The 26,296-nt window shown below is 31.3% G+C and carries 24 protein-coding genes and 1 pseudogene; 11 read left to right on the top strand and 14 right to left on the bottom strand.

The features are described 5' to 3' along the window. Window positions 1-101: 101 nt before the first annotated feature. Both HMPREF3265_RS00190 and HMPREF3265_RS00185 read right to left on the bottom strand, forming a co-directional pair. Window positions 102-767 carry an ABC transporter ATP-binding protein gene (locus HMPREF3265_RS00190; RefSeq protein WP_070860824.1) on the bottom strand — a complete coding sequence of 222 codons (666 nt, stop codon included), beginning with the start codon at window positions 765-767 and terminating at the stop codon, window positions 102-104. After that, entirely contained in the window at window positions 767-1,822 is a 1,056-nt protein-coding gene (locus tag HMPREF3265_RS00185) for an ABC transporter permease (protein WP_070860823.1), read from the bottom strand. Before HMPREF3265_RS00185 ends, HMPREF3265_RS00190 begins: the two co-directional genes overlap by 1 nt. A gap of 135 nt (window positions 1,823-1,957) precedes the next feature. Between HMPREF3265_RS00185 and HMPREF3265_RS00180 the strand changes: the two genes are divergently transcribed. From HMPREF3265_RS00180 to HMPREF3265_RS00165, 4 genes are all read left to right on the top strand, one after another. Continuing rightward, a complete protein-coding gene (locus tag HMPREF3265_RS00180) occupies window positions 1,958-2,632 on the top strand; it encodes a response regulator transcription factor (RefSeq protein WP_070442520.1) in 675 nt (224 codons plus the stop codon). Beyond that, window positions 2,625-3,995, top strand: coding sequence for a sensor histidine kinase (locus HMPREF3265_RS00175; protein ID WP_070678694.1), 1,371 nt, complete (start codon window positions 2,625-2,627; stop codon window positions 3,993-3,995). The genes HMPREF3265_RS00180 and HMPREF3265_RS00175 overlap by 8 nt, the downstream gene beginning before the upstream one ends. Before the next feature lie 123 nt (window positions 3,996-4,118). Next, window positions 4,119-4,559, top strand: coding sequence for a LytTR family DNA-binding domain-containing protein (locus HMPREF3265_RS00170; protein WP_053022218.1), 441 nt, complete (start codon window positions 4,119-4,121; stop codon window positions 4,557-4,559). Beyond that, window positions 4,556-5,008, top strand: coding sequence for a DUF3021 domain-containing protein (locus HMPREF3265_RS00165; RefSeq protein ID WP_053021421.1), 453 nt, complete (start codon window positions 4,556-4,558; stop codon window positions 5,006-5,008). Before HMPREF3265_RS00170 ends, HMPREF3265_RS00165 begins: the two co-directional genes overlap by 4 nt. 87 nt (window positions 5,009-5,095) lie before the next feature. Here the strand turns inward: HMPREF3265_RS00165 and mqo are convergent, their stop codons facing one another. Next, on the bottom strand, window positions 5,096-6,574 hold the full coding sequence (gene mqo, locus HMPREF3265_RS00160) for a malate dehydrogenase (quinone) (RefSeq protein WP_037535826.1): 1,479 nt from the start codon (window positions 6,572-6,574) through the stop codon (window positions 5,096-5,098). Window positions 6,575-6,886: 312 nt separating this feature from the next. On the opposite strand from mqo, the gene HMPREF3265_RS00155 reads away from it, so the two are divergent. Then, the gene (locus HMPREF3265_RS00155) at window positions 6,887-8,038 is read left to right on the top strand and encodes a glycosyltransferase family 4 protein (protein WP_053021425.1); all 1,152 of its coding nucleotides are present in this window, start codon (window positions 6,887-6,889) and stop codon (window positions 8,036-8,038) included. A 129-nt stretch (window positions 8,039-8,167) separates the two neighbouring features. Here the strand turns inward: HMPREF3265_RS00155 and HMPREF3265_RS00150 are convergent, their stop codons facing one another. Next, window positions 8,168-9,769, bottom strand: a complete 1,602-nt coding sequence (locus tag HMPREF3265_RS00150; RefSeq protein WP_053021429.1) for an L-lactate permease — start codon at window positions 9,767-9,769, stop codon at window positions 8,168-8,170. 377 nt (window positions 9,770-10,146) lie between these two features. Here HMPREF3265_RS00150 and HMPREF3265_RS00145 point away from each other — a divergent pair, with 377 nt between their 5' ends. Beyond that, a complete protein-coding gene (locus HMPREF3265_RS00145) occupies window positions 10,147-11,835 on the top strand; it encodes a CDP-glycerol glycerophosphotransferase family protein (RefSeq protein WP_070442643.1) in 1,689 nt (562 codons plus the stop codon). A 179-nt stretch (window positions 11,836-12,014) separates the two neighbouring features. On the opposite strand, the gene HMPREF3265_RS00140 is transcribed toward HMPREF3265_RS00145, so the two are convergent. After that, window positions 12,015-12,530 carry a GNAT family N-acetyltransferase gene (locus tag HMPREF3265_RS00140; RefSeq protein ID WP_070442526.1) on the bottom strand — a complete coding sequence of 172 codons (516 nt, stop codon included), beginning with the start codon at window positions 12,528-12,530 and terminating at the stop codon, window positions 12,015-12,017. Window positions 12,531-12,696: 166 nt separating this feature from the next. Here HMPREF3265_RS00140 and HMPREF3265_RS00135 point away from each other — a divergent pair, with 166 nt between their 5' ends. Then, window positions 12,697-12,927, top strand: coding sequence for a twin-arginine translocase TatA/TatE family subunit (locus HMPREF3265_RS00135; protein ID WP_370444502.1), 231 nt, complete (start codon window positions 12,697-12,699; stop codon window positions 12,925-12,927). Further along, window positions 12,878-13,624, top strand: coding sequence for a twin-arginine translocase subunit TatC (tatC, locus tag HMPREF3265_RS00130; protein WP_053022222.1), 747 nt, complete (start codon window positions 12,878-12,880; stop codon window positions 13,622-13,624). Before HMPREF3265_RS00135 ends, tatC begins: the two co-directional genes overlap by 50 nt. A 68-nt stretch (window positions 13,625-13,692) precedes the next feature. On the opposite strand, the gene HMPREF3265_RS00125 is transcribed toward tatC, so the two are convergent. The 3 genes from HMPREF3265_RS00125 to efeO are packed head-to-tail and all read right to left on the bottom strand — an operon-like array spanning window position 13,693 to window position 17,505. Continuing rightward, on the bottom strand, window positions 13,693-15,438 hold the full coding sequence (locus tag HMPREF3265_RS00125) for an FTR1 family protein (protein ID WP_070581976.1): 1,746 nt from the start codon (window positions 15,436-15,438) through the stop codon (window positions 13,693-13,695). Then, window positions 15,419-16,645: an iron uptake transporter deferrochelatase/peroxidase subunit gene (efeB, locus tag HMPREF3265_RS00120; protein ID WP_070860822.1), complete on the bottom strand. Its 1,227-nt coding sequence runs from the start codon at window positions 16,643-16,645 to the stop codon at window positions 15,419-15,421. Before efeB ends, HMPREF3265_RS00125 begins: the two co-directional genes overlap by 20 nt. Beyond that, window positions 16,642-17,505, bottom strand: coding sequence for an iron uptake system protein EfeO (gene efeO, locus HMPREF3265_RS00115; protein WP_070442535.1), 864 nt, complete (start codon window positions 17,503-17,505; stop codon window positions 16,642-16,644). The genes efeB and efeO overlap by 4 nt, the downstream gene beginning before the upstream one ends. Window positions 17,506-17,851: 346 nt before the next feature. On the opposite strand from efeO, the gene HMPREF3265_RS00110 reads away from it, so the two are divergent. Then, window positions 17,852-18,847 (top strand): acrylyl-CoA reductase family protein, encoded by a 996-nt coding sequence (locus HMPREF3265_RS00110; RefSeq protein ID WP_070860821.1) that lies wholly within the window; start codon window positions 17,852-17,854, stop codon window positions 18,845-18,847. Window positions 18,848-18,953: 106 nt separating this feature from the next. On the opposite strand, the gene HMPREF3265_RS00105 is transcribed toward HMPREF3265_RS00110, so the two are convergent. From HMPREF3265_RS00105 to HMPREF3265_RS12320, 6 genes and pseudogenes are all read right to left on the bottom strand, one after another. Continuing rightward, window positions 18,954-19,355 (bottom strand): GNAT family N-acetyltransferase, encoded by a 402-nt coding sequence (locus HMPREF3265_RS00105; protein WP_037549998.1) that lies wholly within the window; start codon window positions 19,353-19,355, stop codon window positions 18,954-18,956. A gap of 25 nt (window positions 19,356-19,380) precedes the next feature. Continuing rightward, window positions 19,381-20,412, bottom strand: coding sequence for an NAD(P)/FAD-dependent oxidoreductase (locus HMPREF3265_RS00100; RefSeq protein ID WP_070442538.1), 1,032 nt, complete (start codon window positions 20,410-20,412; stop codon window positions 19,381-19,383). Window positions 20,413-20,608: 196 nt separating this feature from the next. After that, window positions 20,609-21,025 (bottom strand): DUF2871 domain-containing protein, encoded by a 417-nt coding sequence (locus HMPREF3265_RS00095; RefSeq protein WP_011275005.1) that lies wholly within the window; start codon window positions 21,023-21,025, stop codon window positions 20,609-20,611. A 204-nt stretch (window positions 21,026-21,229) separates the two neighbouring features. Continuing rightward, the gene (locus HMPREF3265_RS00090) at window positions 21,230-21,841 is read right to left on the bottom strand and encodes a YcnI family protein (RefSeq protein ID WP_070442541.1); all 612 of its coding nucleotides are present in this window, start codon (window positions 21,839-21,841) and stop codon (window positions 21,230-21,232) included. A 13-nt stretch (window positions 21,842-21,854) separates the two neighbouring features. Then, window positions 21,855-23,102 carry a copper resistance CopC/CopD family protein gene (locus HMPREF3265_RS00085; RefSeq protein ID WP_070860820.1) on the bottom strand — a complete coding sequence of 416 codons (1,248 nt, stop codon included), beginning with the start codon at window positions 23,100-23,102 and terminating at the stop codon, window positions 21,855-21,857. Between the two features lie 244 nt (window positions 23,103-23,346). Next, window positions 23,347-23,976 (bottom strand): annotated as a pseudogene (locus HMPREF3265_RS12320) (MATE family efflux transporter); the annotation flags it as partial. 556 nt (window positions 23,977-24,532) lie between these two features. Here HMPREF3265_RS12320 and HMPREF3265_RS00070 point away from each other — a divergent pair. Both HMPREF3265_RS00070 and HMPREF3265_RS00065 read left to right on the top strand, forming a co-directional pair. Next, window positions 24,533-25,147, top strand: a complete 615-nt coding sequence (locus HMPREF3265_RS00070; RefSeq protein ID WP_070860819.1) for a TetR/AcrR family transcriptional regulator — start codon at window positions 24,533-24,535, stop codon at window positions 25,145-25,147. 31 nt (window positions 25,148-25,178) lie between these two features. Continuing rightward, a complete protein-coding gene (locus tag HMPREF3265_RS00065; RefSeq protein WP_053021454.1) occupies window positions 25,179-26,120 on the top strand; it encodes a magnesium transporter CorA family protein in 942 nt (313 codons plus the stop codon). Window positions 26,121-26,296 lie beyond the last annotated feature (176 nt).

The following is a 26,296-nucleotide window of genomic DNA, read 5'->3' as shown; positions in this document are numbered from 1 at the left end:
GTATGTTTTGTTCCACTCCCGCAAAATGATTATAGCTGAGAGAAGTTTGATTATTGTGTGATTTAAATGACACAACTAATTAAACTTTCTAAGCTTATTTTTTATAACTCGATTTTACCATCTTCAATTTCAATCACTCTATCCGCATATTCAAATAATCTTTTATCATGCGTAATCATAATACCAATCATATTTTTAGTTTGAACATGTGCTTTAATCATTTGCACAACAGATGTCGCTCTATCTGCATCTAAACTGGCAGTTGGCTCATCTGCTAATATGATTTTAGGTTCATTCATAAAAGCTCTCATTATAGCGACGCGTTGTTTCTCTCCTCCGGATAACAAATGAGGATAAACATCTAAACGATGACTCAGACCTATCTCATTTAATAGTCTTTGTGCTTTATCTTTAGCCTCTTTACGCTTTATACCCGCTTCTTTAGCTACAATCATTAATTGTTCTCTAACTGTTAGATAAGGAACTAAATGAGATGATTGAAAAATAAAACCTATATCATTTAGTCTTAGACTTGTTTTATCTACTTCATTTGACAATAAATCCTCACCATTATACAAAACATCTCCACTCGACGGACTTAGTAATCCACCTAAAATATTAAGAAGTGTAGATTTACCTGATCCAGATGCGCCACTTAGTATGATGAATTCACCTTGATTCACATTAAAATTAATATTCTTTAATACTTCTGTTTGTGCATCTCCATTGCCAAATGTCTTAGTAATGTGTTTGAGTTGTAATGCCATTATTCCATACCTCCAATTGCTTCTATAGGATCTACTTTTAGAACTTTTATAAAGGATAATAATGCACCGATTAACCCTACAATTAGAAATACGACTATCATTAATAACACCTGACTATAACTTAAATAAAATGGCATAGTTACAGGCATAAAGGCATTTAATATAAGTATGAGAGAAAATGCTAAAATAACACCTAACATTGTCGTTAAAATAATTTGTAGTAAAAGTGCAGTTAATAAATGTTTCGTTTTAATACCTATGGCTTTAAGAATGCCTATTTGAGGTATTTTTTGAATCGTCATTACATAGAAGAACGCACTTAAAACGATTGCTGTAATCACGAATAGACTAATAATCATTAAATTAAGTGGCATTTGTTCTGCTTGATAACTAGCAATGTTATCAGTTAATGTCTTTTCATTTACAACCTTGATGCCTTTAATTTGTTTAAGTGATTGTTTTTCATCTTTGTTGATTTTATCAACCGGATAAAATGTTGATACTTGTTTATTTAATGACTTAAACGCTTCTTTATTCATTAATATCATTGAACTATGTGCGTACATTGACTCATTCATTATGCCGCTAATTTTATAGTCTTGATTATGTCCTTTAAAAGTTACAGTATCTCCAACTTTCAAGTCATTTCCAGTCAGTTTCTCACTAATAGCTATTTCATTCTGTTTTTTTGGAAAATTACCACTTACAAGTTTTGGCGTAAGATGTTTAGGCGTATTTAGCGTGATGACATCTTGATCTTGTTGGTTTATTTTAAGTGTTTGCGTCCCCATTTGAGTTGCATTTTCATGAATGATATTCTCTATTTTGTTTTGTTGTGATTGGTTAAACTGGGAACTTTCTAACTTCGGTTCCTTATTATCTTCGACTATATAATGTTCAGCTGGCATATTATTTAAATATGATATATTTTCTCGTGCTAAGCCTTGAGCTAATCCACTAATAAATAACACCATGCTTCCTAATAGAAATATAATTAACATGATTAATGTATAACGAAATCTGTAAAATTTTATTTCTTTCCATGCTAAATTCATATTTAGTACCTCCCACTGCTATTTCAATACATAGTTTAATGACACATTGTGAACTGAATATGAACTTTAAGAAGAATTGTTTTCTGATATAGTTATTCATATAATCATTTTATGAATAATAAAGGAGTAAAACTGATGGTGAAGTGTTTAATAGTAGATGACGACTATAAGATATTACATTATGTATCTCAACATCTCGAAGCAGCTCAAATTCAAACCGTCACTCACGCAAGTGGTGAAAGTGCCATCGCATACCTTGCAAATAATAAAGTCGACATTGCAGTTGTTGATATTATGATGACTGGCATGGATGGATTTGAATTATGTCAATTGCTTAAAAATGATTATGATTTACCTGTCATAATGTTGACGGCAAGAGATGCTCTGAGTGATAAAGAACGTGCATTTGTAAGTGGGACAGACGATTACGTTACCAAGCCTTTTGAAGTAAAAGAATTGTTATTTAGAATACAAGCTGTGTTAAGACGTTACCAAATTAATTCTCAAGACATTATAAAGTTAGGAAATGTTACTTTAATTCAAGAGTATATGGAATTATCTGTCGACTCTAAAAATGTCAATTTGCCTACAAAAGAGTTTCAATTATTATTTTTATTGTGTGGTAAACCAAAACATATTTTCACAAGAGACACACTAATTGAGCGAATTTGGGGATTCGATTATGAGGGAGATGAAAGAACTATAGACGTTCACATTAAGCGATTACGTCATCGATTAAATCAATTAAAAGCCACAATTGAGATACAAACAGTTCGTGGACAAGGATACAGGGTGATTACACATGTTTAAGACGCTTTATACACGTATTGCGATTTACACGATTACAGTCATTCTTTTTAGTGCTTTAGTCAGTTTTCTTTTTGCAAACGTGTACTATCATTTCAATTTAAAAGCACATAATGACGCAAAAATTATGCGTACTTTAGAAGAGGCAAGAGCATTTCATACATCTTCAAATCAATCTGACACTCAATCATATTTTAAACATTTAGGAGATATGAACTATCAAATTATGATTGTAGATCACTCACATCATAAAACATTTTTTGGTGAACCATTCCGAAAAGACACTATTTCAGATTCAGCTATTAACCAAGTACTAAAAGGTAAAGCCTACCATGGTATTAAAAATAAACCTTTCGAACTATTTATAACTGGCTTTTTTGATAATGAAACGGATAATACTGTGGGTATCCCTTTTAATCAAAATAATCAAAAGCTTGCCGTATTCATGCGTCCTGATATAGGTGAAACATTTAGTGAGTTTCGCACTTTTCTTGCTGTTCTTTTAATATGCTTATTAAGTATATCTATCACGCTCGTTATTGCATCTACATATTCAATTATTAAACCTATAAAAATATTGAAGCAAGCAACTGAACGTTTAATGCATGGTGATTTTAATTCACCAATCTATCAAAGTCGTCATGACGAAATTGGTACGTTACAATATCGATTTGAAGCGATGCGACAATCTTTAAAACAAGTAGATGATATGCGACAACACTTTGTTCAAAATGTTTCACATGAAATCAAGACGCCATTAACACACATTCATCGTCTACTTAGTACGTTACAAAGCAATGTAAATCAAGGAGAGCGTGATCAGATTATTCATGAAATTCATGAAGAGGTTACGCATTTAAGTAATTTGACAAAAGAATTATTATTATTATCCGAACTAGATAACGCTACTCATCTAAAATTTGAAGATAATGTTCACTTTAAAGAATTAATAACTGACATCATTCGTCATGAACAATATGGGATAGATAACAAACAATTAATGTTGATGTCTGATATAGATACGATTCATTTCCGAGGAAATAATCGTTTATTACATCAAGCATGTTCTAATCTCATTCAAAATGCAATTAAGTATTCTAATCCCAATAGCATGATTGATGTGAAATTATTTATTAACGAAGGAATTATTTATTTTACCGTTAAAAATGAAGGGCATACCATTCCAGAATCAGTGCAACCTCATCTATTCGATCGTTTTTATAAACGTAATGCTGAGGATAATAGCAATGGATTAGGATTAGCAATTACTCAATCTATCATTCATTTACATCGTGGACAAATATCAGTAACTAGTAATGAACGTGACGGAACGACGTTTACAGTGACATTGCCTGAAACTAACTAATCAATTTAGTTAGATATTATTTTACAAAGCTAACCACTTACTTCAATATATCTACCATTTAATATTGTTCTAAAAATTTTCTATACATTTGTGGTTAAATGACGTTGAGGAGGCATTAGTCAAATGAAACTACGGTTACATATATCACCCGAAGAAGATGAGAAGTATATCGCGATTCACGCACCTGAATTTGATGATGAAGTACAACAAGTTATTACAAATATTGAAGATTTGAATAGTTTAAAGCAACTCTATGGCAAACAAGATGACATGATCCATATTATAGAAATTCAAACCATCACTAGTTTTCGTACACATAAAAATCAAGTCATTGCAATTAGAGACGGCGAACAATTTAAATTGAAAGAACGATTATATGAACTTGAAGAAAAACTTCCTACTTCATTTATTCGAATTTCTAAATCTGAAATTGTAAATATTAATAAGATTAAAAAATTGCAATTAGAACCTAATGGTTTGATTAGAATTTATTTGCAACATATTGATTATACCTACTCCTCTAGAAGATATTTAAAATCCATAAAGGAGAGACTTTCATTATGAGAAAATTATATCAATTTGTTAGTATTTCTTTAGTGATAGGTTTAGCACTTTCTATCATTTTTAGTTATATCAATGCTGGAGGTGAATATTATCCAATTTCACCAGTTACAACACTAGGTAAGTTATATTATTCACACTTGTCTGAACCATTAGTAATGCTCATCGCCATTTGTTTGTGGCTTTTAATTGGTGCATTATTTTACTTAGCAAACTTTTTCTTTACGCACACAGATTGGAGTATCACACGTAGCACATTAATGCATTTTATATTGAGTTATATTGGATTATTACCAATTGGTATTTTATCCGGATGGTTTTCGATAAGTGTTTCAAATATATTTATTTTTACATTCTATTTCATCATTATCTACATCACTATTTGGATTATAGAGTTTTTAAAAAGTAGAAAATATGTTTCTGAAATCAATAACCAATTAAATAAAAAATAATTACTAATGGAAAAGCTCCTTATAAAGTAAACACTTAAAGTGCAAACTTTATAAGGAGCTTAATGTTATTTTATATTGAAATGATACTTATTTTACATTTAAATATTTTTGAATTTCTTTATTAACAGCGCGATAGACGTCCTCATGCTCTGTTAATTTAAGTCCGAAAGAAGGTACCATTTCTTTAATTTTTGGAATCCAATTTTTAAATTCATTACCATAACAACGTTGTAATAAATCTAACATAATATCTACTGCAGTTGATGCACCAGGTGAAGCACCCAATAATGCTGCAAGAGAACCATCATCAGATGTAATTACCTCAGTACCAAACTGTAAGTTACCTTTACTATCTTCAGTATCTTTAATCACTTGTACACGTTGACCTGCAACAATAACTTCCCAATCTTCGTCTTTTGCATTAGGCACAAATACACGTAAATCATTCATACGATCTTCATGTTTTAACATAAGTTGTGATACGAGATATTTAGTTAAATCTATTTCTTTAACACCTGCTGATAGCATTGTTAATAAATTATTAGGTTTAACTGAACGTATTAAGTCTAAATTTGAACCTGTTTTTAAGAATTTAGGTGAAAAGCCTGCAAATGGACCGAATAATAAAGCACGTTCCCCATTTACAAACCGTGTATCTAAATGAGGTACCGACATTGGTGGTGCACCTACACTTGCCTTACCGTAAACTTTAGCATGATGTTTTTCGATAACGTCTTTATTAGTACAACGTAAGAACAGACCACTTACTGGGAAACCACCGATATGTTTTGATTGCTTGATACCTGTTTTTTGGAGTAACGGTAAACTTGCACCGCCGGCCCCAATAAATACAAATTCTGATTCATACGTATGACTTTGTCCAGAATTAAGATCTTTAACAGTCACTTTCCAGTTTCCATTATCCAGTTTCTCAATATTTTCAACTTCTTGTTTATAAGAGACTTCTACATTTCTTTCTTTTAAATTAGAGATGAGTTTTTTTGTTAATGCACCAAAGTTTACATCTGTCCCACTTTCATCACGAGATAATGCAATTGGAACATGTGATGTTCTTCCTTCAACCATTAAAGGTACCCATTCTTTAATTTTTTCACGATCTTCAGTAATATCCATTTTTTCAAATAGTATATTTTCTTTTAATGCTGCTACTCTGTTTTTAAGGAATTTTACATTGAAGATACCTTTTACGAAACTCATATGTGGCACTGATTGAATGAAGTTAGATGGATTTTCTAATTGTCCAGTTCTTACTAAATGTGCCCAAAATTGCTTAGATACTTGGAATTGTTCATTGATTTTAATTGCTTTTGTAATATCAACAGAGCCTTCTTTTCCTTCTTTAGTATAATTCAATTCACAAAGTGCAGAATGACCTGTGCCAGCATTATTCCAAACATTTGAACTTTCTTCACCAGATTGTTCTAATTTTTCAAATATTTTAATTTCTTTGTCTGGAGATAATTCTTTTAATAACGTACCGAGTGTTGCGCTCATTATACCGCCACCTATTAAGATGACATCTGTTTTGCTATGTTCTGAACTCATAACAATACAGTCCCCCTTTTTTTTCACATCTTTAGTCGATAGGAAATTGATCTTGGCTTAATAAATTAAAACGCTTTCTTTATTTATTAAAATTTTTAATATTAACTTTACGCAGAACGTAAATCGACTTTTTTAATAACTAGTTTAATTATATACATAATCGTTCTATGAAAAAAGTGTTAACATAAAGTTTTCATCTTTTATCTAGAATAAAGGATAGACACCTAATATCTTAGTTAGCATTGGCTATTACTATTAGACACATCTCAGAAATGCTATAATTTTCTATTATGAATTATTTGAGGTGTAACTATGAAATCATTCACATTTTTCATGCATAATATTTATGCATTAGGTGGAACAGTTAAAGCAGTTTCTGAATTAGCTAATACACTTGCCGACAAAGGACATCACATAGAAATTATTTCTGTGTTTCGAGCTCAAGACGAGCCTTACTTTGAAATAAATGACAAAATAAAAATAAAGACATTAGTAGACTACCGTTTAAAACCTCAGAACACTAAAGCAATAATGATGAATCGTTTAAATAAATATACTTCACTATTGAAACCAAAAGAAATAAATCAGTTTGAACCCGGGTTAAATCAATTTTCCAAATATGTAGAACATAAAATGATTAAAGCAATTAAAAAAGTAGATACAGATGTACTCGTAGGTACTAGAGCGAGCTTTAATATTTTAATTTCAAAGTATCATTCAAACGATGTCATAACTGTGGGAATGGAACATATGAACCTACATGCTCATCCGGAAAATTATCAACAAGATATACTCACTGCCTATCGCAACATAGATTTAGTCACAACGCTAACTCAACAAGATCAATTGAATTACGAGCAACAAATCGACACACCTGTTTATACAATTCCAAATATCATCAATCCAGTAAAATATGCTACTAAGAAAGAAAATATCATTATTAGTGCGGGTAGATTAGAATTTGAAAAAGGGTTTGATATTTTAATAGAAAGTGTTCGCCGTATTCAAAATGACCTTAAGCGATTGAATTTTAAAGTAGAAATATACGGTGATGGTCAAGAGCGTGGACATTTGCAACAATTGATTGATCAGCATCAATTAAATGATTTAATTACTATCTATCCTGCAACTCAACAACTTAATACCAAATTATCTAACAGTAAAATTACTGTGGTTCCGTCGAGAAATGAAGGCTTTGGTATGGTTTTATTAGAAGCTATGGCTCAAGATAATATTGTTATCAGCTTTAAAAATATACTTGGACCTGCTAGCATTATTAATCATAATTCCAATGGCTATTTAGCCAATTATGGTGATGCAGGTTCATTAGCAAAATATATAGACATCGCTATGAATCACGTCGATGAAGCTAGTCAGATGATCAATGAAGGACATGTTACTTTGAAACAATATACGCCTAACACGGTTTATGAAAAATTTATGACCGCAATTAATAACGTTTAATTCTACTTATAATTATGTTTATTTATGGGGACTGCTATGAATATTGAAAAAGCCCGTAAACGAATTTTTACAATTCATTTACGGGCAATTTTTGAAATAATTATGTCTTAGAATAATATTGTATATTAATTACAGAATTAGAGATAAGATAAATGTCCAAATACAGATGAAGATTAGTAATCCAACACTGTAACGTAATGTCATTTTAAGTAATTCTGATTCTTTACCTACTTCTTTAACAGCAGCAGTCGCAATTGCTATTGATTGAGGTGAAATTAATTTCGCTGCTACACCACCCACTGTATTTGAAGCTACTAGTAATGAACCACTTGTTCCAATTTGTTGTGCAACTGAAGCTTGAATTGGTGCGAATAATGAGTTGTTATTAACAACTGATCCTGTCATAAATACGCCTATCCAACCTAAGATTGGTGATAACACTGGGAACACGTTTCCAGCTTTAGCAATACCTTGACCCATTGCTGCACTTAAACCACCATATGTAGTGATTTTTGAGATTGCTAAGATGAAACAAATTGTTAAAACTGGTAACCATAGTTCTTTAAAAGTTACACCGAATAAACGTCCTGCATCTCCGAAACTTACTTTCTTAGCCATTAATATTGTAATAATAATTGTAATTAAAATCGCAGTACCAGTTTGACCAATAAAATTGAAACTTAACATAATTGGTTTATGAGCGACTTCACTGAAAGTACCTGGTAAATTAAAGTTAAGCACTAATGAAGATAATTTACCATTTGGTAAGAATAAGTTCTTAAAGAATGGTGCGCTCCAAATCATAACTACAACTGTTAATATAACAAATGGACTCCATGCATAGATAATTTCTTTTGCATTGTGATGTTTCACCGGTTCAGGTTCCACATCTTTTTGTACTCTGAAAATATGTTTTGGTTGGAATTTTCTAGAGAATAAAGCTAAAGCTCCCATAGTTACTAATGGTGGGATAATATCAGCTAATTCAGGTCCGTTAAATACTGTTAGTAAACCTTGTAATACTGTATACGTAACAGATACAACTAAGATAGCAGGTAATGTTTCTTTTACACCTTTTAAACCATCAATGATAAAGATAAGTAAAAATGGTATAAAGAAGTTAATAATTGCTAATGTTAATGTAGATGTTTGAGATACACCCATTGCGTGAACGGCACCTGGTAAGTGTAGTGTATCTACAACACCTACTGGAATTCCTATAGCACCAAAAGCACCTGAAGCAGCATTTGCTACTAAACATAACATTGCAGCTTGTAAAGGTCTAAAACCTAATTGAGCAAGTAATAACGCACAAATTGCAATCGGTACACCAAAACCAGCTGCACCTTCTAAAAATGCATTAAATGAGAAACCAATGAGTAATAATTGTATACGTTGGTCTTGTGAAATACTTGTAATACTGTCTTGAATCGTATTAAATTGACCAGATTCTTGAGTGATTTTATAAAGTAATACTGCCATCATGACAATATAACCAATCGGAATAATACCTTGATAGAATCCTTCTACAACACCACCTGTTGCAATGCCAAGTGGTAATTTGAAGAACGGGATAGCAATAAGTAATGTAACAACTAACGTTGTGATAGCTGCATAGATACCTTTCATTTTAAAAACGGTTAAGCATAATAAGAATAGAATAATAGGTACTGCGGCTATTAAACTAGATAATACCAAATTATCAAATGGATTAAATGTTTGAACTAACATAATTCTGACTCTTCTTTCCTTTAGTTTGTATTAATGATCACTCTAGCGATATTGACAATTGAAGTTTGACTATACTTCTAATTGTTATATTGTTTATTAGTTTGTCGACAAGTTAATAATGCTAGATTTCACAAATTTATATCTTGTGAACTTTTTCACAATAAAAATATACCATCTTTCTACTTAAATGACAATACTATATAGTACTTTTTATAAAATTTTTGTTAAATTTTCAACAAAATAAAATCCCACTATTTTTCAACGAAAATTTCCAAACATTTCAATTATATAATGATGTAATTTTTGTAAATATGAATTTTTTTTAGTCACATGGTAAAATATATTTAAGAAATTTAAGAGTTAAAGGACAATGTATGATGATTAAACAAATAAATATTTCTAACATGCGCCATCTTGCATTACAATTAAACAAAGCCAAATCAGCTGGTTTTTCACATTTCATTCCTTATTCAAATGATATTAAAATCAATCATGATATGTTGGAAGCTATAGACTTAACACATAATTCAATAGCAGTAGATTATACTTTAAATGGTTTATATTTAAATGACTGTCGTTATTTTGGTGAAGATACATTAACATTTTTATCATGGATGAAAAATATTAACCACTATCCTAATATTATTTTCAATATTGAACGTGCTTTATTACATTTATCTAAGTATAACATTAAATCTATTATGGATTTAGCCGTCATTTCTGTTTTAAAAGACGAAATTGATATAGACAATCACGTCGTTTTTAATTTCATCAATGAATGTCGAACTAGCCATGCTTTCTGGGCATCATTAGATACTTTTGATATTAAAAAAATAAATCATTTTGATTTGAACAAATTGGCATACATTCATGGTCACTCTATACCTTACAGTAAATTCAAATATCCTGGTAAAGAAGAAGAAATGCGATTTGTGGATAGTTGGCTTGTTACAACTAAGTTTAAATTACCAAAATGGCTATATAACAAAATGCAAAATCATGCATTAAAAAAACATCGTAATCTAAGCTATGTATATGATAAAGATTCTTCAAAAGTAAAAAACCATGTTGTTTTTTTAGGTTTTGATTATGGTTATAGAGGCAATTCTAAGTATTTATTTAATTATTTTGTGAAGAGAAATCCTACCACGGAAGCTTATTTCATTACTAACGATAGACGTGGACCATACTTTTTACCTACTGATGCTGAGAATAATAAAGAACTTATTGAAACAGCAAAAATTGTAGTCATTGAAAGTTATATTCCTGATGAATTCAAACCAAATGGTACTGTTATTCAATTGTGGCATGGAACCCCAATTAAAAAATTATTCTTAGATAGTAAAGAACCAGATCAAAATAAAAATATTTATAATTACAAAGCACGAAAGTATAATAAATGGCTCAAACAAGATTATCTTTTAACAGATTCTGAATCAGCTGAGGGATTATTTGAAACAGCCTTCCCTACTCAACATACTCAAATGATACCTTATGGTTATCCAAGAATTAGCTATTTACTACATTATCAGAATGATAAAAATCATCAGAAGAAAATTAAAGATGCATTAAATGTTGATCGAACAAAGCCAATTTTATTGTATGCACCAACATGGCATGCGACAAAAGATTCAACTGAATTGATGTCGATTTCACCAGAATTATTAGAAGAATATCACGTCATTTTTAAAGGTCACATAGAGGATGACATGACACTTCCAGAAGGTGCAATTGAAGCACCAAATCATATTGAAACCCAAGATTTATTATTAATATCTGATGTCGTAATTACTGATTATTCTTCAATTATCTTTGATGCTTTAACTATTGGCAAAAAAATATGTCTCTATACACCAAATCATTCATCATATCAGCAAGAGCGTGGTGTTTATGATGATGTTATGGAAAGTTTATCTAAAGTTTGGTATACAGATGAAGATTTATTACACAATAACTTAATCCATCATACATTAACTGATATTTCAAATCATCAACTCGTGAACCGTAATAACACCTCACTAAAAAGACTAACTCAACTTATGCGAGATATTATCAATAATAAATGAACAATATATAGCCTGGGACATAATTCAATGCCTCAGGCTACATATATATTGGCAGTAGTTGACTAAATTAAAAGCGCACTTGTAACAAGCTTTTTTAATTCTAGTCAACCTTACCAAGGGATGGGGCCCCGAACCCCAACTCCCCTATTTTATTAGACCAAGCTTTATTCGTTCTATAGCTAAACTTCTCTTTCCATTATTAAATCTATATCGACTACTTCACCTGTTATAAATTCATGCTGTCCAGTGACTTCAAAGCCGTGTTTCCTATAGAATGATAATGCTTGTTGATTATGTTCCCATACACCTAACCAAACTTTATTTTTATTTAGTTCTTTCGCTTTATCAAGAGCCAATTGAATAAACTTTTGTCCTCTTCCTCCACCTTGATAAGTCTTGTAGAAATAAATTCTTTGAATCTCCAAATAATCTTCACCTTTAGGCTCAGTTTGAGCATTACCGACATTAAGTTTTAAATACCCTGCAATTTGATCATTCACCTTGTAAAAATAATGAAATGAATTAGGATTATTTAATTCATTTAACAACACTTTTTCATTATAGGTTTCTTTGAAAAATTGATTAAAATCATCATCTGAATATTCTCCTTCAAACGTGTCATAAAACGTTGTCTCAGAAATTTGTCGTAAATCACTCACATCCATATTTTCAATCATTGTTATATATTCACTCATCATTCCTACCTCCTAAAATACCGCTCATTATCCATTTTTTATTTTGTAACTTATTCCCTATTTACATGCCTCTATGCATTAAATTCGTTTTATTTATGAACAGAGCAAATTTCTATTGATAATATTTATCAATAAGTATAAAGTATAGATGATATTATTAACAATAATGAGTGAGGTTATCAATATGTTTGTATTAGGAATTACAGGACCGACAAGTTTAGTCGTTATTAGCATAATTGCATTAATTATTTTTGGACCTAAAAAATTACCACAATTTGGTCGAGCAATTGGTAGTACTTTGAAAGAATTTAAATCTGCAGCAGAAAATATAGATACAGATGAAAGTCATGATACTCCCAGTAAAGAGTCAAAACAACAACGAGAACACATTAAATAGTAATACACTTCTAGGACACTTTGATGAACTACGATCGCGTCTCGTCAAAGTGTTCATCGCTTTTATTGTTGCAACGATAATCGTATATGTATCATCACATTGGTGGATGAAACCATTTATACACTATATTAAACGTGCACATGTAACACTACATGCATTTTCATTTACTGAAATGATTCAGATTTACATTATGATTATCTTCTTTGTAGCGTTGTGTTTAATTATACCTATTATGTTTTACCAATTATGGGCTTTTATTGCACCTGGCCTCCATGTTAATGAACGGGGATTTATTATTAAATATAGCTTATGGTGTGCACTGTTATTTATAATTGGAGTAGCATTTGCGTTTTTTATAGGATTTCCATTAATTATAAATTTCTCTTTAACATTATCTGAAGTTTTAAGTATTGAGCCTGTTATTGGTTTTAAAGCCTATTTGCATGAGTTAATACGATGGTTGCTAATTTTTGGTGTTCTTTTTCAACTCCCAACATTATTTATGGGTCTAGCTAAATTTGACTTAATCAATGTTAATGAACTAAAACACTATCGTAAGTATATTTATTTTGGTTGTTTTGTAGTGGCGAGTATTATTGCCCCACCAGATATTACTTTGAATTTATTATTAACATTGCCTTTGATTATTTTATTTGAATTCAGTATGTTTATCGCAAGAATTTCACAACGATCATAATAACTAATAAACCTCGAGTACTTGTTATCCTCACAAGTCTCGAGGTTTTATTTTACTATTCATGATAATTAGTTTGGATTAGTATTCTTTTGTTTGTTTTGGCGATTTTTTAAAATGAAGAACACAATGAACACTATATATATTAATTGAGCTACTATTGACTCAATATTAGGATAAAATCCTATAAAACCAATTGTAGGTAAACCTTCAATACCATGTTGTGGAAGTGTGCCTAACAATTGTAGTTTTTGAACACTTACACCAAGCATTTTGAATGCCATAATAAAAATTAAAATTGAAAGTACTCTAAAGATGTAATAAATTGGAATAAGTTTCACTATAAATCTAAATAATAATGCGAAGATAATTAAAATTACAATCGCTAAAGCAATACCAATGACGAAGTCCATTGTTGTAATACTGCCTATCATACCCATGTAGAAAATAATCACTTCTACACCTTCACGTAAAACAGAAATCAATCCAATTGTACCTAACAATACTAGATTACCGTTACTAATAGCGTTTTGATACATATTTTGAATCATATCATTCCAACGTTTTGCACTTGATCGTCTATGCATCCAAATACCAACGATATACATTAGAACCACTGCAATTATTCCTAGTGTTGCTTCCATTCCCTCTCGTAGTAATCCATTATTGCCTAGCGTTTGTATGAATACAACTGCTAACGTAATACTTAGTATTAAGCCTAATATTGAACCACCGATAACACTAGCTGTACCTTTATTATCTTTAACATTACGTGTCATTGTAGTTAATGTCATAATGACCAACAATACCTCTAAACCTTCACGTAAAAAGATAATCATAACATCTACAAATGTATAACCGTCTTGACCAACAGTGTCTTTGATATCATTGTTAATGTCTTTTAATCCGTCTTTAACGCGATCTTTGTTACTCTGGTCTAGAATACTTTGATAATACGGTATTTTATCTTCAATTGTAGTATATAATGAACCGTTTTTTGTTTGAATTTTCCCTTCAACATATGGCCAAATTTGAACAAATTTAGATAATGCCGCATCAGTTTGATCTAAATTATTATCTTCTATCCCTTTAATCGCTTTATTTAACTCATCATTTAGTTGCGTTACTTTATATTTATCATTATCCGAGCTGGATTGTTTTTGATCGACCGTATCAATACTTGATTTGAAGGTTGTCCAGGCATTGTCAACTTTCTTAGTATCTAAAGGTTCTTTTTGGATAGCAACACGTAGTTGCATTAAGTTCACTTCAATTTGTCCATATTTACCTTCATCATAATTTCTTATGGCTGTTTCATGAGTCGTCCAAATTTGATTTAAACTATTGTTAATAGATTGTAGCTCTGACTCATTTTTACTTTTGATTGCTTTTTTAATAGGATCATCTTTTGCAGCAACTTGTTGCTTCAATGTTTTAATTTCACCACTGATATCTTTGGTAGAAACTGCATCTTCATAAGCGATTAATGATTTAGTTAATTGTGATAATTTATCAGCTTTAGCATTCATTGAAGAGGCTTTATCTACCGCTTCAAGTTTTGACTTTACGTCTTTACCTTCTTTGTTATCTTTAATGTTTAAAGATTTTACTTTTTCTTTAATATCAGCAAGTGCACTTTGTTTTTCTTTATTACTTTTATCTTTATCTTCTATAGTTGATTTTGCATCAGTTATCGCTACATACACATCACTTATTTTGCTATCATCTGCAGCATTTACTTGATGTGCTGAGACAATTCTAATAACCGTGAGAATAAGGACTAGCGCAACGACTAATTTAGTTAAATAAGGTTTCACCGATATAGCCTCCCTTTTTTACACCTGGTAACACAAGGAAGGATGCAGAACCTCGATGCGTAATATATTCATTTAACTTATCACTGTGTCCTAAATTGTTTTGAATATCGATAAATTGTTGAGTTGATTTTTGGAAACAAATAAACATTAATCCTGTTTCCAACGCCCCCGTTTTGGCATTTGTTCCATCATTATAATTATATGCACGTCGTTTGATTGATGTTTTCACTTCACGTGCTAGACGCGCATGCGCATTTGGATCGATAACATATTGACCACTACTATCTTTAGCGTCTAAATCTATATTGTCGAATTCTTTTTTACCGGTTAATGGTGCTCCGGATGCTCGTTTACGTCCGAAAGTAGCTTCTTGCTCTTCTAATGATGTACGGTCCCATGTTTCTATATGAATTTGAATGCGTCGAATAATGCAATACGTTCCATTTTTAGCCCAACCGTCGTCAATGAAGACATACTTTTTAAGCTCGTTATTTTTGCGAGGATTAACTGTACCATCTTTAAATGCCATTAAATTTCTAGGCGTTTCTTCTAGTTTGCCAGAGACAAAACCATTTTGTGACCATTTCATTTTAACAACATCTCTAAATGATCGTATTAAGTTGTGAATCGCATGGAATGTTACTTGTGGATCATTTGAACACGCTTGAATCATGATATCTCCATCACTGTATTCATCATCTAATTGGTCATTAGGAAAATGTGGTAAATCTTTAAATCCAGATGGGATTTTTGATGACATACCAATCTTTTTCAAAAATGATTTACTAATACCGTATGTCAATGTTAATTTACTAGCACCTAATCCAATTGATTCTCCAGTATCAACAGGGGGTAATAATACATTTTGACTATCTTTTTCAGCAGGTGCACCATCAGTCATATTGACTGACATTTGCGTCCACTTCTTAAACATGTCTTTAATCGCTTGTTTATCTTTAGTCTTTAACTCTAATGCAACGAAGTAACAATTTTTTTGTGTCGGTGTTGTAATACCTGCTTGTACACGTCCATAAAATTCAAATGCATCTTTATCTTCATTCTCAGGTGTATCGAACATCGATTTAAATGAAAAAATACTGCCTGCGCCACTAGCACCGATAACCACACCAGCGCCACCTATTCCTAACATTTTTAGAAAAGAGCGACGAGATACTTGGTCACTTTGATTATGATCTACTTTACTCATTCTGTAACCACAGCCATTTTACTTAGTGGTTCACCAAGTGAATTTACAGCATCTGATAGAGCTTTTCTATCTTCTTTAGTAACTGCACTATAATCTTTGAAGCCGTCACCGTCTTTATACTTGTCTAATAGTTGGTTAACTTTATCAAAGTTCTTTTGAATATCAGCACTTAATTTTTTATCTTTTTTATTTAACTCAGGTTTAAACAATTCGTAGATTTTTTGTGCACCTTCGATATTAGCTTTAAAATCGTATAAGTCTGTATGTGAGTAAATCTCTTCTTCACCTGTAATTTTTGAAGTTGAAACTTCATTTAATAAATCAACTGATCCTTGTAACATTAATTTAGGAGTAATATCTAAAGTATCTGCTTTCGCATCTAATTCTTTAGCATCTTTTAATAATTGATCAGCATCTTTTTTAGTTGTTTCATCTATTTTATTATCTTGATAAAGTGATTTCTCAATCTTATGATAACCTGTCCATTGATCTTCTTTTTTCTCTTCTTTCATATCTGCTAAACGAGCATCAATCTTAGGATCTAAATCACCAAAAGCTTCCGCAACAGGTTCTGATCTTTCATAATACATACGTACTTTAGGATATAATTCTTTCGCTTTATCCATATCATCTGCTTTTATAGCTGCAACAAATTTTTCAGTTCCATCCAAAAATTTATCAAGTTGACCATCTGTATACTTCTCATATTCTTTAGTTGCTTTTTGTAAAGCTACTTTGTTATCCCCTTTACTACTCTGCGATTGCTTATCTTTATTACTATTATCGTCACTATGACTATTGTTGCCACAAGCCGCTAAAAATAAAGAAGATGCTAATAAAATAGTTGGTAATTTTTTCATTATGTATTCACCTCAATATAGTTTAGAAGATTATCATTTGAAGATGAATCGTGTAATTATGTATACATCATATTTAACACCAACTTAATATCGTTGTTATGTCGTCTTTTATATTCATATAAACACTTTTATTTTTTCAATTGATAATCATTATCAAATTTATTATAGGTTTAGCCCAATAAAGTGTCAATAACAATTCAAATACATTTTTAAATAAAAATTTTTTTATTTTTTGAAGCCAAGAGACTTTTAATTTACCTTATATTTATAAGGCTTTAAAGCATACAATTGGTTTATTAAGGGTATAAAATAAGCACTAATACAATATATAAAGGAGTCACATAATATGAGTAATCAATTTAAAGCTTTTTTAGTGGATAAAAACAACGATGGAAGCGTTAATAGTGACTTTACTCAGTTAACAACTGATGATTTACCTGAAGGTGAAGTCTTAATCAAAGTTCATTATTCAGGTATTAATTATAAAGACGCATTAGCTACAACGGATAATAATCAAATCCTTAAATCTTATCCTATGGTTCCTGGTATAGATTTAGCTGGTACCGTTGTTGAATCAGAAGATCCAACAATTAATGAAGGTGAAGAAGTCATTGTAACAAGCTATGATATGGGTGTAAGTCATTATGGAGGATTTAGTGAATACGCACGTGTAAATTCCGATTGGGTAGTTAAATTGCCTGATAATATGACTTTAGAAGAAGCTATGATTTATGGTACAGCAGGCTATACTGCCGGTTTAGCTATTGAAAAATTGGAAAAAGCTAGTTTCATGACACTGGAGGGCGGCAAAGTACTTGTACGTGGCGCATCTGGTGGTGTAGGCGCATTGGCAGTGCTTATGCTTTCTAATTTAGGATATAAAGTAGTTGCTAGTACAGGAAACAAACATGCGGGTGACAAACTAGAAGCTTTAGGGGCGAATGAAATTATTGATCGTATTACAGATAATGATGAAAAGCCATTAGGTTCAAGAACTTGGCAAGCTGCCATTGACCCTATTGGAGGAAATGGAACACCTTTTGTCACTAATCGTATAGATAATAATGGTGGTGTCGCACTAATTGGCTTAACAGGTGGTGTTTCTTTTGATACAACTGTCTATCCATTTATTTTAAGAGGCGTAAGTCTAGTTGGTATAGATTCTGTATTCACACCAATGAAATTACGTGAACGTGTTTGGAGACGTTTAGCAACTGACTTAAAATCTGACAAACTTCATGATATTAAAAAAGTCATTTCATTTTCAGAATTACCAGATGCGATCTCAACTGTTTTAAACCACGATAATTTCGGTCGTATTATTATTGATTTTGATGCATAGTTAAATCGAAAAAAACACTAGGACAATCCAGTCTCAATATCATAGAATGAAACAATATAAAAACATGTTTTTCTATGATTTCGATTTGTCCTAGTGGTTTTTTTAATTAAAACACGATATACATGCCACCTGATTTTGGCTCAGTAGTCTTGAATCCAAATTTTTCGTATAGTTTGTCAGCTGGATAGTCTGCTATCAAACTAACATAAGTTCCCTTTTCAGCTACGGAATTAATATATGCCATTATTTTTTTCAAAATAAGCCTACCATAGCCTTGTCCTTGATAATCTGGATCAACGGCTATATCTACAATTTGAAATGTCGTTCCACCATCACCTATAACTCTGCCCATTCCAATCAATTGTTGATTTTCATAAATCGTAATATTGAAACAGCCATTTGGTAAACCGTTTCGAGCTGCAGTTTCTGATTTAGGGCTCATTCCTGCTTTAACTCTTAAGTCACAATACGCTTGAGCCTCTGGTGGCTCATTAGAATATCTAATCATTATTTTCTATCCCCTTAATATAATCTCATAAATATTGATTAATAACTTTTTTATTTGATTCTTTGAATACATCATTGTGACTTGAAACATATCCTTCTTTGTATGCATCAGGGTCAATGTAAGTTTTAGCTAAGTTTGCTGCATTTCCAGCATCACTAAACGCGCTAGCAATGAGGTGTACTTTAGCATCATGATGTACGATATCCCCACAAGCAAAGATGCCAGGAATATTTGTTGACGTGTTGCCAAAGCCTTTAACACGATATTCATCGTATAAATCAAGTTTAGATGTACAGTCTTTAAGTAGTGGATTCTCATGATCAAAACCATGACTAACAATAACATCATCAAACGCTTGTGTCGTAACTTCTCCAGTCTCAATATTTTCAAGTTTTACTTCTTTAATACATTTACATTTATTGTCACCTATTAACTCTTTAATTTGTGTTTTAGGCAACAGGTTCACATTTAACGCTTTAAGTACACTTATCATTGCTTCATAGCCTTTAATGTCTGATTTTCTATAAACAAGTGTAATCGAATTTGCAATATTAGCTAAATCTCTTGCCCAATCTAAAGCAGTGTTACCCCCACCAGAAATTAGAATATCTTTTCCCTTAAATTTTGAGAAAGATTGCACAACATAATGTAAATTTGTTAAACGATAACGCTCTGCATCTTTAATTTGAAGAGGCTTAGGATTAATAATCCCTCCGCCGACAGCAAATATTACAGCTTTTGAGTCATAAATTTTTCCGCTATCTGTTTCTACTTCAAAGTGTCTTTCTTCTATTTTGCGTATATCTGTTACACGTTCGTTCAAATTAACTTTAGGGTTAAAATGTAAGCCTTGGTTAATCATATCTTTAATGATTTCATTGCAAGGTTTAGGCGCTACACCACCAATATCCCAAATAATCTTTTCTGGATAGATTTGCATCTTTCCACCTAATTTATCTTGTACGTCAATGATTCGCACAGACATTCCTCGTAAACCAGCATAGAAACTCGCAAATAATCCAGCAGGTCCACCACCAATAATAGTTACATCTTGCATTGTAAATCCTCCCAAGATTATGTCCCGTTTCGAATGATAATTATTATCATTGTTTTGCCTTAATTATACTATATGTGCATATATTATTGAAGAAAATCATATTTTAATTGCAATTCTACTTTTATTAGCTAAAAAAAGACTTTTCATCAATAACACGATTGTGCTATTAAAAATGAAAAGTCTCACTTCAAATCAATTAATCTCTTGGTTCTTTGAGTGCTGCTTGTCGAATTAAGAAAAATAACAATAATAATCCTGCTAGCATTCCTGTATGACCAATACCTGCAAATCCAGCAAATGCTTCTGGAGAAAAACTTTTTCCTAATACTTGGAACGTTCCTTTCGTTACCATCATACCAATGGTTGCTATAACACTAATGTTATAAACGATGAAGAACCAGTTAAATAAATAGTAACTACTTAATTTAAATACTTTTTCTAATGGTATCAGTATTAAAAACATAAACATACCTAAAATAAGTGTATGCGTATGTACAATAGATAATTGTGTATCACCCGTAAAATGATGTGCTTTTGTCAATTCTCTATAATAGAATCCGCTGAAAAGTCCCAAGATCATATAGACCAAAAATGCATATAGTAATCGTCGCATAAACAATGCCTCCCTCACATTATTATTATAATTTATTATCATCAACTTTACAGTGACAATATTTGTAATATTGAGTCACTTGTTAATAAATAGAATTATGAGAGTGAGGTACTTTAACTGAGTCAAACTTAATATACAATTCAACTCAGTTAAATAAGTTATGCCTATTTACAAAGAGACTTGGTCCTAGCCTCACTCGTAATATTATTTATTTCTTGAATGTTTAAATAATGCGACTAATGATAATATAATTGCGATGATTGACACGATCCATAAAGCAATTGAACCGCTTGAAGAAGTTTGTTCACTAGCAGTATCTTTTGATTTTTCATCTTTTACATCTACTGCATTAGCATTCTTTTTAACTTCTAACGTAGGCGCTGGGTGTTCACTATTTTCTTTTCCAGTCCATTTAACTTTATCATCGTTATCATAGGTTTGAATTGCTTTAAATGCATACTTGCCTTCATCTTTAGGGCTGGCTACAACAATTGGAAAATCCATAAATTCATCTGGCCCAATACCTTTACCTTTAGCAGTCCAAATAATTTTAGTAATGTTACCTTTTTTATCTTTATCTAATTTATACTTATAGCCCTCTACTGGTTGTATATTAACAACTTGAACTTCTTTTGGAACTTCTAATTCTACTTTTTCAGTATGATCTTTTTGTTCTACAGGAACTCTAACATCTACTTTTTCATAAGATTCTGGGTCAACTGCTTTTGGGTTTAAAGTAACATGCGCATCTGCTACTTTAAAGAAACCTAATGTAAAAAAGAGTATGAAACTTGTAGCTAATAATTTTTTTATCATCTTTTTTCTCCTTCTATGGAATACTGATTTGGCTCATAATTACTCCGACTAAAATAAGTAATATACCAATTAAAACTTCTATAATTAATGAAGATTTATTTACTCTATTACGTTTATTGAGTGCACGTGTTGTTTGCAATAATCCCAATAACATCATTATTAAAGTACCAAAAACTTTAAATAATAAGAATACCGTCCAAGTTTGCATATTTGTCCAAATTGACAAAATCTTCGTTTGATCAATAGACATTAATACACCTGAAATAATGATTATTGCTACCGCAGCAGCATTAACTTTAAATAATATTTCTCGCAATAAATCTACGGCATCTTTTTTACGTGTAAATACTGAAATCAATAAATAGCTTAATGCACCTAACCATAAACTAATACCTATTAAATGTAGTGTTCTTAGTATGATAGACCATAATGGTACGCTTTGTGACCATGCATGTCCTGACATACTTATAGCTAGAATCATTGCAATAGATACAATCCAGTACCATGATTTCTCCATGTTTCTTAAGACGAATAAACCACTTAAAACAATTAAAGCAATGGCACTTAATATGTAAGGGAATTGTGTTATTGCACTAGGCTCAAGGGATAATATTGCATCTAATACATCCGAAGACAATGTCATCAAATAAAGTACAAGTGACATCAAGTATGCCACCATCATTATTAAAGACACTGCAACATGTCTAGGAAATACATCGAATGTAGATAGGTTATTACGTCGTGCAATACCATTTAACCAATATAGACCTACAAGAATAATCGTTGCACCTTCAGCTATGTATCTGAATAATCCAAACCAGAAATTAGGTGTTTCGTAAAATGCTGGAGATGTATCAACTCCGTTAGCTGTCTTCTTACCTACTGAGAACTCAAAACGATCACTAATCTCATGACCGTCAGCAGATACTGTATGCCATTCTAAATTCTGTGTCCCTTGTTGAACTTTATCAGTAGGAAATGTAAGTGTCTTAGAATGTCCGGTTGTTGTAGGATCTATATCCCCTACTTTATTACCTTTATCATTATATATTGTGATGCCTGAGTATTCAGCGTTAACGGGTTCATTAAATGTTAACTCTATCGTATCAGGCGCTTTCGATATAACCCCATTTTGTGGTGGTGTAGTTTTTTCCAAAGTTGCATGCGCAGATGCGACATTATGAAGTATCGGAATTAACAATAATAAAAACATCATTATCAATGCCAAAGCTACTTTAGAACTTCGCTGTAAATTCACCATTGACGTCCTCCCATAAAATTTTGCTCATTTACTTATGATAAAATAATGCGTGCTATTTAACAATAATTATTCTAATTTGCCACTTTTTATCCAAAAATAAAAGCGAGACTGAAATCGATATCATTCCATCCCCTCGCTTACCCAATTTATAAAATTATAGATTATAAATAACTTATTGTTAGTACTATTGACGGTTTCAATTCATTTAGCCAGTAGTTTTTCGGGCTAAAGCCACTATCCTATGTTATTCCGCTTCAATTAAAGTTGCTTTATCAACTGTTAATCGATTTCTTAATGAATACACAATAAACATAGCTAAAAATTCACATACTGTTTCAGCTATTAATAATGACCAAATGACACCACTTAAGACAAATAAGCTATTTAAGACAAATAAAACTGGAATAATAACTATTCCTTGTGCGATTGCCATTATTATAGCCCCACGACCCTGTCCAGTAGCTTGCAGCATGCCAGTAAATAAAAATCCAATGCCATTTAGAAGTAATGATGTCATAGTCACTTTTAAAATAAATGTAGCTAGAATAACAATTTGAGGATCAGTACTAAATAATTGAACAATTGAATGTCCGGCTACAAGAACGACAGTCATGCAAACTGTAAATATAACAGCAATAGACACGATGACCACTTTAATGGTATCTTTCATTTTTGTTTTATTAGATACGAAATTATATGCAATTAGAGGTACAACACCTTCTGAAAGTCCCATTATGATTAGTTCTGGGAATTGAACAAGTCTAAATGAGATGCCGTAACTTGCTATCGCATAGTTACCATATGTTGCTAAGAATAAATTAACGACTAAACCAGTTACTCCCATTAGAACTACCATCAAGAAGGCTGGAATTTCACCAGATTCAACTTTTTCCTTCATTTCTGCTTTTTTACTATCCATTACTACTTTTTGCGTTTTACTCATTGCATTTTTTGAAAAGTCTTTGTTAAAAATAGCTACCCCATAGTATTTTTCATCTTTAAGACCTTTTTTAATATCTGATTCTTTATCAACTTTAACCCACTTAACAGTATCAGAATCACTATCCATTAATTTATCTTCAATTTTTTCCCGATATTTACTTTATTACCTTGAATGTCTACACCTTTATCATTGTTTACAACGGCTATTGGTATTTTTTTGGTTTTGGATTAAACGCTGGATAAAAAGCCAAAGAGAATATAACTAATAATAATATCGCTGCAATAGGTGCAAGCCATAATAGTTTGCTTTTAAAAATATTCATGAAATCTAACCTCCTAAAATTTATTGAACAATGTGTTGAATATTTAATACCTTGTAAATTATAATGAGATAGTCAAAAATAAACAATAATCAATTATTCAAATACCTTACATTATTGAACAGATTGTAAATTTTTGTCTATTTACTATTAGGAGGTCGATATTTAATGAAGGAAGACAGGAGAATAAGAAAGACAAAATCAGCTATTAAACGTGCATTTACAGACCTTTTAAAAAAGAAAGACCTCGACAAAATCACTGTTCAAGATATTTCAAATCAAGTAGATATTAATCGTGGTACATTTTATTTACATTATGAAGATAAATACATGTTATTAACTGATATGGAAGATGAATGCATTTCACAAATTTGGCCATCAACTCAATTTAATCAACTCGACACTAGTACACCAGAAAATACAGCTGATGATTTTATTAATAATATTTTGACCAAAGTATTACAACATATCTCCGATAATATGGACTTTTACCATACGATTCTTCAATTAGAACGTAAAAGTAGACTTGAAGAAAAAATTCATTCCTTAATGAAAGAAAATATGCAAAAATATATTAGTATTGACCATGAGATAGATGGTATACCTGAAATGTATTTTCATAGTTATGTTTCAGGTGCTACTATTTCAATCATCAAATATTGGGTACAAGACGATAGTCGTATTTCTGTAAATGATTTAACAAAGTATATTTTTAATATTATTTATAACGGTCAATTACGTATTATGATTCAAAATCATTATGAACGTACCCAATCCAACTGAGACTAAATGAATATGAAAGGAATCATTAACCATGCTAACTGCATATAAACATTCAACTAACAATGACATCGTTGAAACAACTCTAGATCACTCTGCATCATGGATTAATGTTGTAGAACCTGAAAGAGAAGAAATTGAACAATTAATTGAAACATATAATTTGCCCGAGGATTTTATTCGAGATCCATTAGATGCTGATGAAAGCGCACGTATTGAATATGATGACGATACAGGCTATTCCCTTATCATTATCGACTTACCTATTGTAAGTTCTACTCACCGTCGCGTCTTATCTTTCGTTACAATCCCATTAGGAATTGTTATCGGAAAAGGACTTATTTTGACAATCTGTGATGCTGAAAATGAATTCTTAGAGAATTATGCACGACAAGATGATGTTAATTTAAATTTTCATAGTCGCTTTGCGCTAGATATTTTATTAACTATTTCAAACCACTACAACAGAAATTTAAGACTTTTAAATAAATCACGAATCCGCATTGAACGTGAACTAAAAAATAATATTACCAATAAACAGCTATACAAATTAATGGAAGTTGAAAAAAGTTTGGTATACTTTCTAGCTGCTTTAAAAGGGAATGATACAATTATTAAAAAATTATTCCGTTTACCTGCCATAAAACGCTTTGAAGAAGATGAAGATTTATTAGAAGATTTAGTGATTGAAAATAACCAAGCGATTGAAACGACAGAATTATATACTGGCATTTTAGAGAGTATTACGACTTCGTATTCCTCATTGTTATCTAATGAAATGAATAATATTATGAAGACACTTACATTATTTACAGTATTACTCACATTACCAACACTTGTGTTTAGTTTCTTCGGTATGAACGTTCCGCTTCCACTCGATGAGAAAAGTTATTCATCATGGCTCTTCATCGTAGGAATTTCACTCATTCTCGTGACTATAGTAAGTATCTTCTTATGGAGAAAACAAAAATTATAATTATAATAGATACAAAAAAGCCTGGGGCATAATCAATGACTCAGGCTAAAAATATATATTGGCAGTTGTTGACTGATTTAAAAATGCACTTTTAACAAACTTTTTTATTTTAGTCAACCTTGCCGAGGGGCGGGACCCCCAACAAAGAGAATTTCCTAAAGAAATTCTACAAGCTA

This window comes from Staphylococcus sp. HMSC62B09 (assembly GCF_001839115.1).
Taxonomy (GTDB): Bacteria; Bacillota; Bacilli; order Staphylococcales; family Staphylococcaceae; genus Staphylococcus; species Staphylococcus haemolyticus.
This window is presented reverse-complemented; position numbering and strand designations above follow the sequence as displayed.

Bases quoted from the DNA above. Each gene is read 5' to 3' on its own strand.
- HMPREF3265_RS00190 (WP_070860824.1), bottom strand. From the start codon at position 767: ATGGCATTACAACTCAAACACATTACTAAGACATTTGGCAATGGAGAT.
- HMPREF3265_RS00185 (WP_070860823.1), bottom strand. From the start codon at position 1,822: ATGAATTTAGCATGGAAAGAAATAAAATTTTACAGATTTCGTTATACA.
- HMPREF3265_RS00180 (WP_070442520.1), top strand. From the start codon at position 1,958: ATGGTGAAGTGTTTAATAGTAGATGACGACTATAAGATATTACATTAT.
- HMPREF3265_RS00175 (WP_070678694.1), top strand. From the start codon at position 2,625: ATGTTTAAGACGCTTTATACACGTATTGCGATTTACACGATTACAGTC.
- HMPREF3265_RS00170 (WP_053022218.1), top strand. From the start codon at position 4,119: ATGAAACTACGGTTACATATATCACCCGAAGAAGATGAGAAGTATATC.
- HMPREF3265_RS00165 (WP_053021421.1), top strand. From the start codon at position 4,556: ATGAGAAAATTATATCAATTTGTTAGTATTTCTTTAGTGATAGGTTTA.
- mqo (WP_037535826.1), bottom strand. From the start codon at position 6,574: ATGAGTTCAGAACATAGCAAAACAGATGTCATCTTAATAGGTGGCGGT.
- HMPREF3265_RS00155 (WP_053021425.1), top strand. From the start codon at position 6,887: ATGAAATCATTCACATTTTTCATGCATAATATTTATGCATTAGGTGGA.
- HMPREF3265_RS00150 (WP_053021429.1), bottom strand. From the start codon at position 9,769: ATGTTAGTTCAAACATTTAATCCATTTGATAATTTGGTATTATCTAGT.
- HMPREF3265_RS00145 (WP_070442643.1), top strand. From the start codon at position 10,147: ATGATTAAACAAATAAATATTTCTAACATGCGCCATCTTGCATTACAA.
- HMPREF3265_RS00140 (WP_070442526.1), bottom strand. From the start codon at position 12,530: ATGAGTGAATATATAACAATGATTGAAAATATGGATGTGAGTGATTTA.
- HMPREF3265_RS00135 (WP_370444502.1), top strand. From the start codon at position 12,697: ATGAGTGAGGTTATCAATATGTTTGTATTAGGAATTACAGGACCGACA.
- tatC (WP_053022222.1), top strand. From the start codon at position 12,878: ATGATACTCCCAGTAAAGAGTCAAAACAACAACGAGAACACATTAAAT.
- efeB (WP_070860822.1), bottom strand. From the start codon at position 16,645: ATGAGTAAAGTAGATCATAATCAAAGTGACCAAGTATCTCGTCGCTCT.
- efeO (WP_070442535.1), bottom strand. From the start codon at position 17,505: ATGAAAAAATTACCAACTATTTTATTAGCATCTTCTTTATTTTTAGCG.
- HMPREF3265_RS00110 (WP_070860821.1), top strand. From the start codon at position 17,852: ATGAGTAATCAATTTAAAGCTTTTTTAGTGGATAAAAACAACGATGGA.
- HMPREF3265_RS00105 (WP_037549998.1), bottom strand. From the start codon at position 19,355: ATGATTAGATATTCTAATGAGCCACCAGAGGCTCAAGCGTATTGTGAC.
- HMPREF3265_RS00100 (WP_070442538.1), bottom strand. From the start codon at position 20,412: ATGCAAGATGTAACTATTATTGGTGGTGGACCTGCTGGATTATTTGCG.
- HMPREF3265_RS00095 (WP_011275005.1), bottom strand. From the start codon at position 21,025: ATGCGACGATTACTATATGCATTTTTGGTCTATATGATCTTGGGACTT.
- HMPREF3265_RS00090 (WP_070442541.1), bottom strand. From the start codon at position 21,841: ATGATAAAAAAATTATTAGCTACAAGTTTCATACTCTTTTTTACATTA.
- HMPREF3265_RS00085 (WP_070860820.1), bottom strand. From the start codon at position 23,102: ATGGTGAATTTACAGCGAAGTTCTAAAGTAGCTTTGGCATTGATAATG.
- HMPREF3265_RS00070 (WP_070860819.1), top strand. From the start codon at position 24,533: ATGAAGGAAGACAGGAGAATAAGAAAGACAAAATCAGCTATTAAACGT.
- HMPREF3265_RS00065 (WP_053021454.1), top strand. From the start codon at position 25,179: ATGCTAACTGCATATAAACATTCAACTAACAATGACATCGTTGAAACA.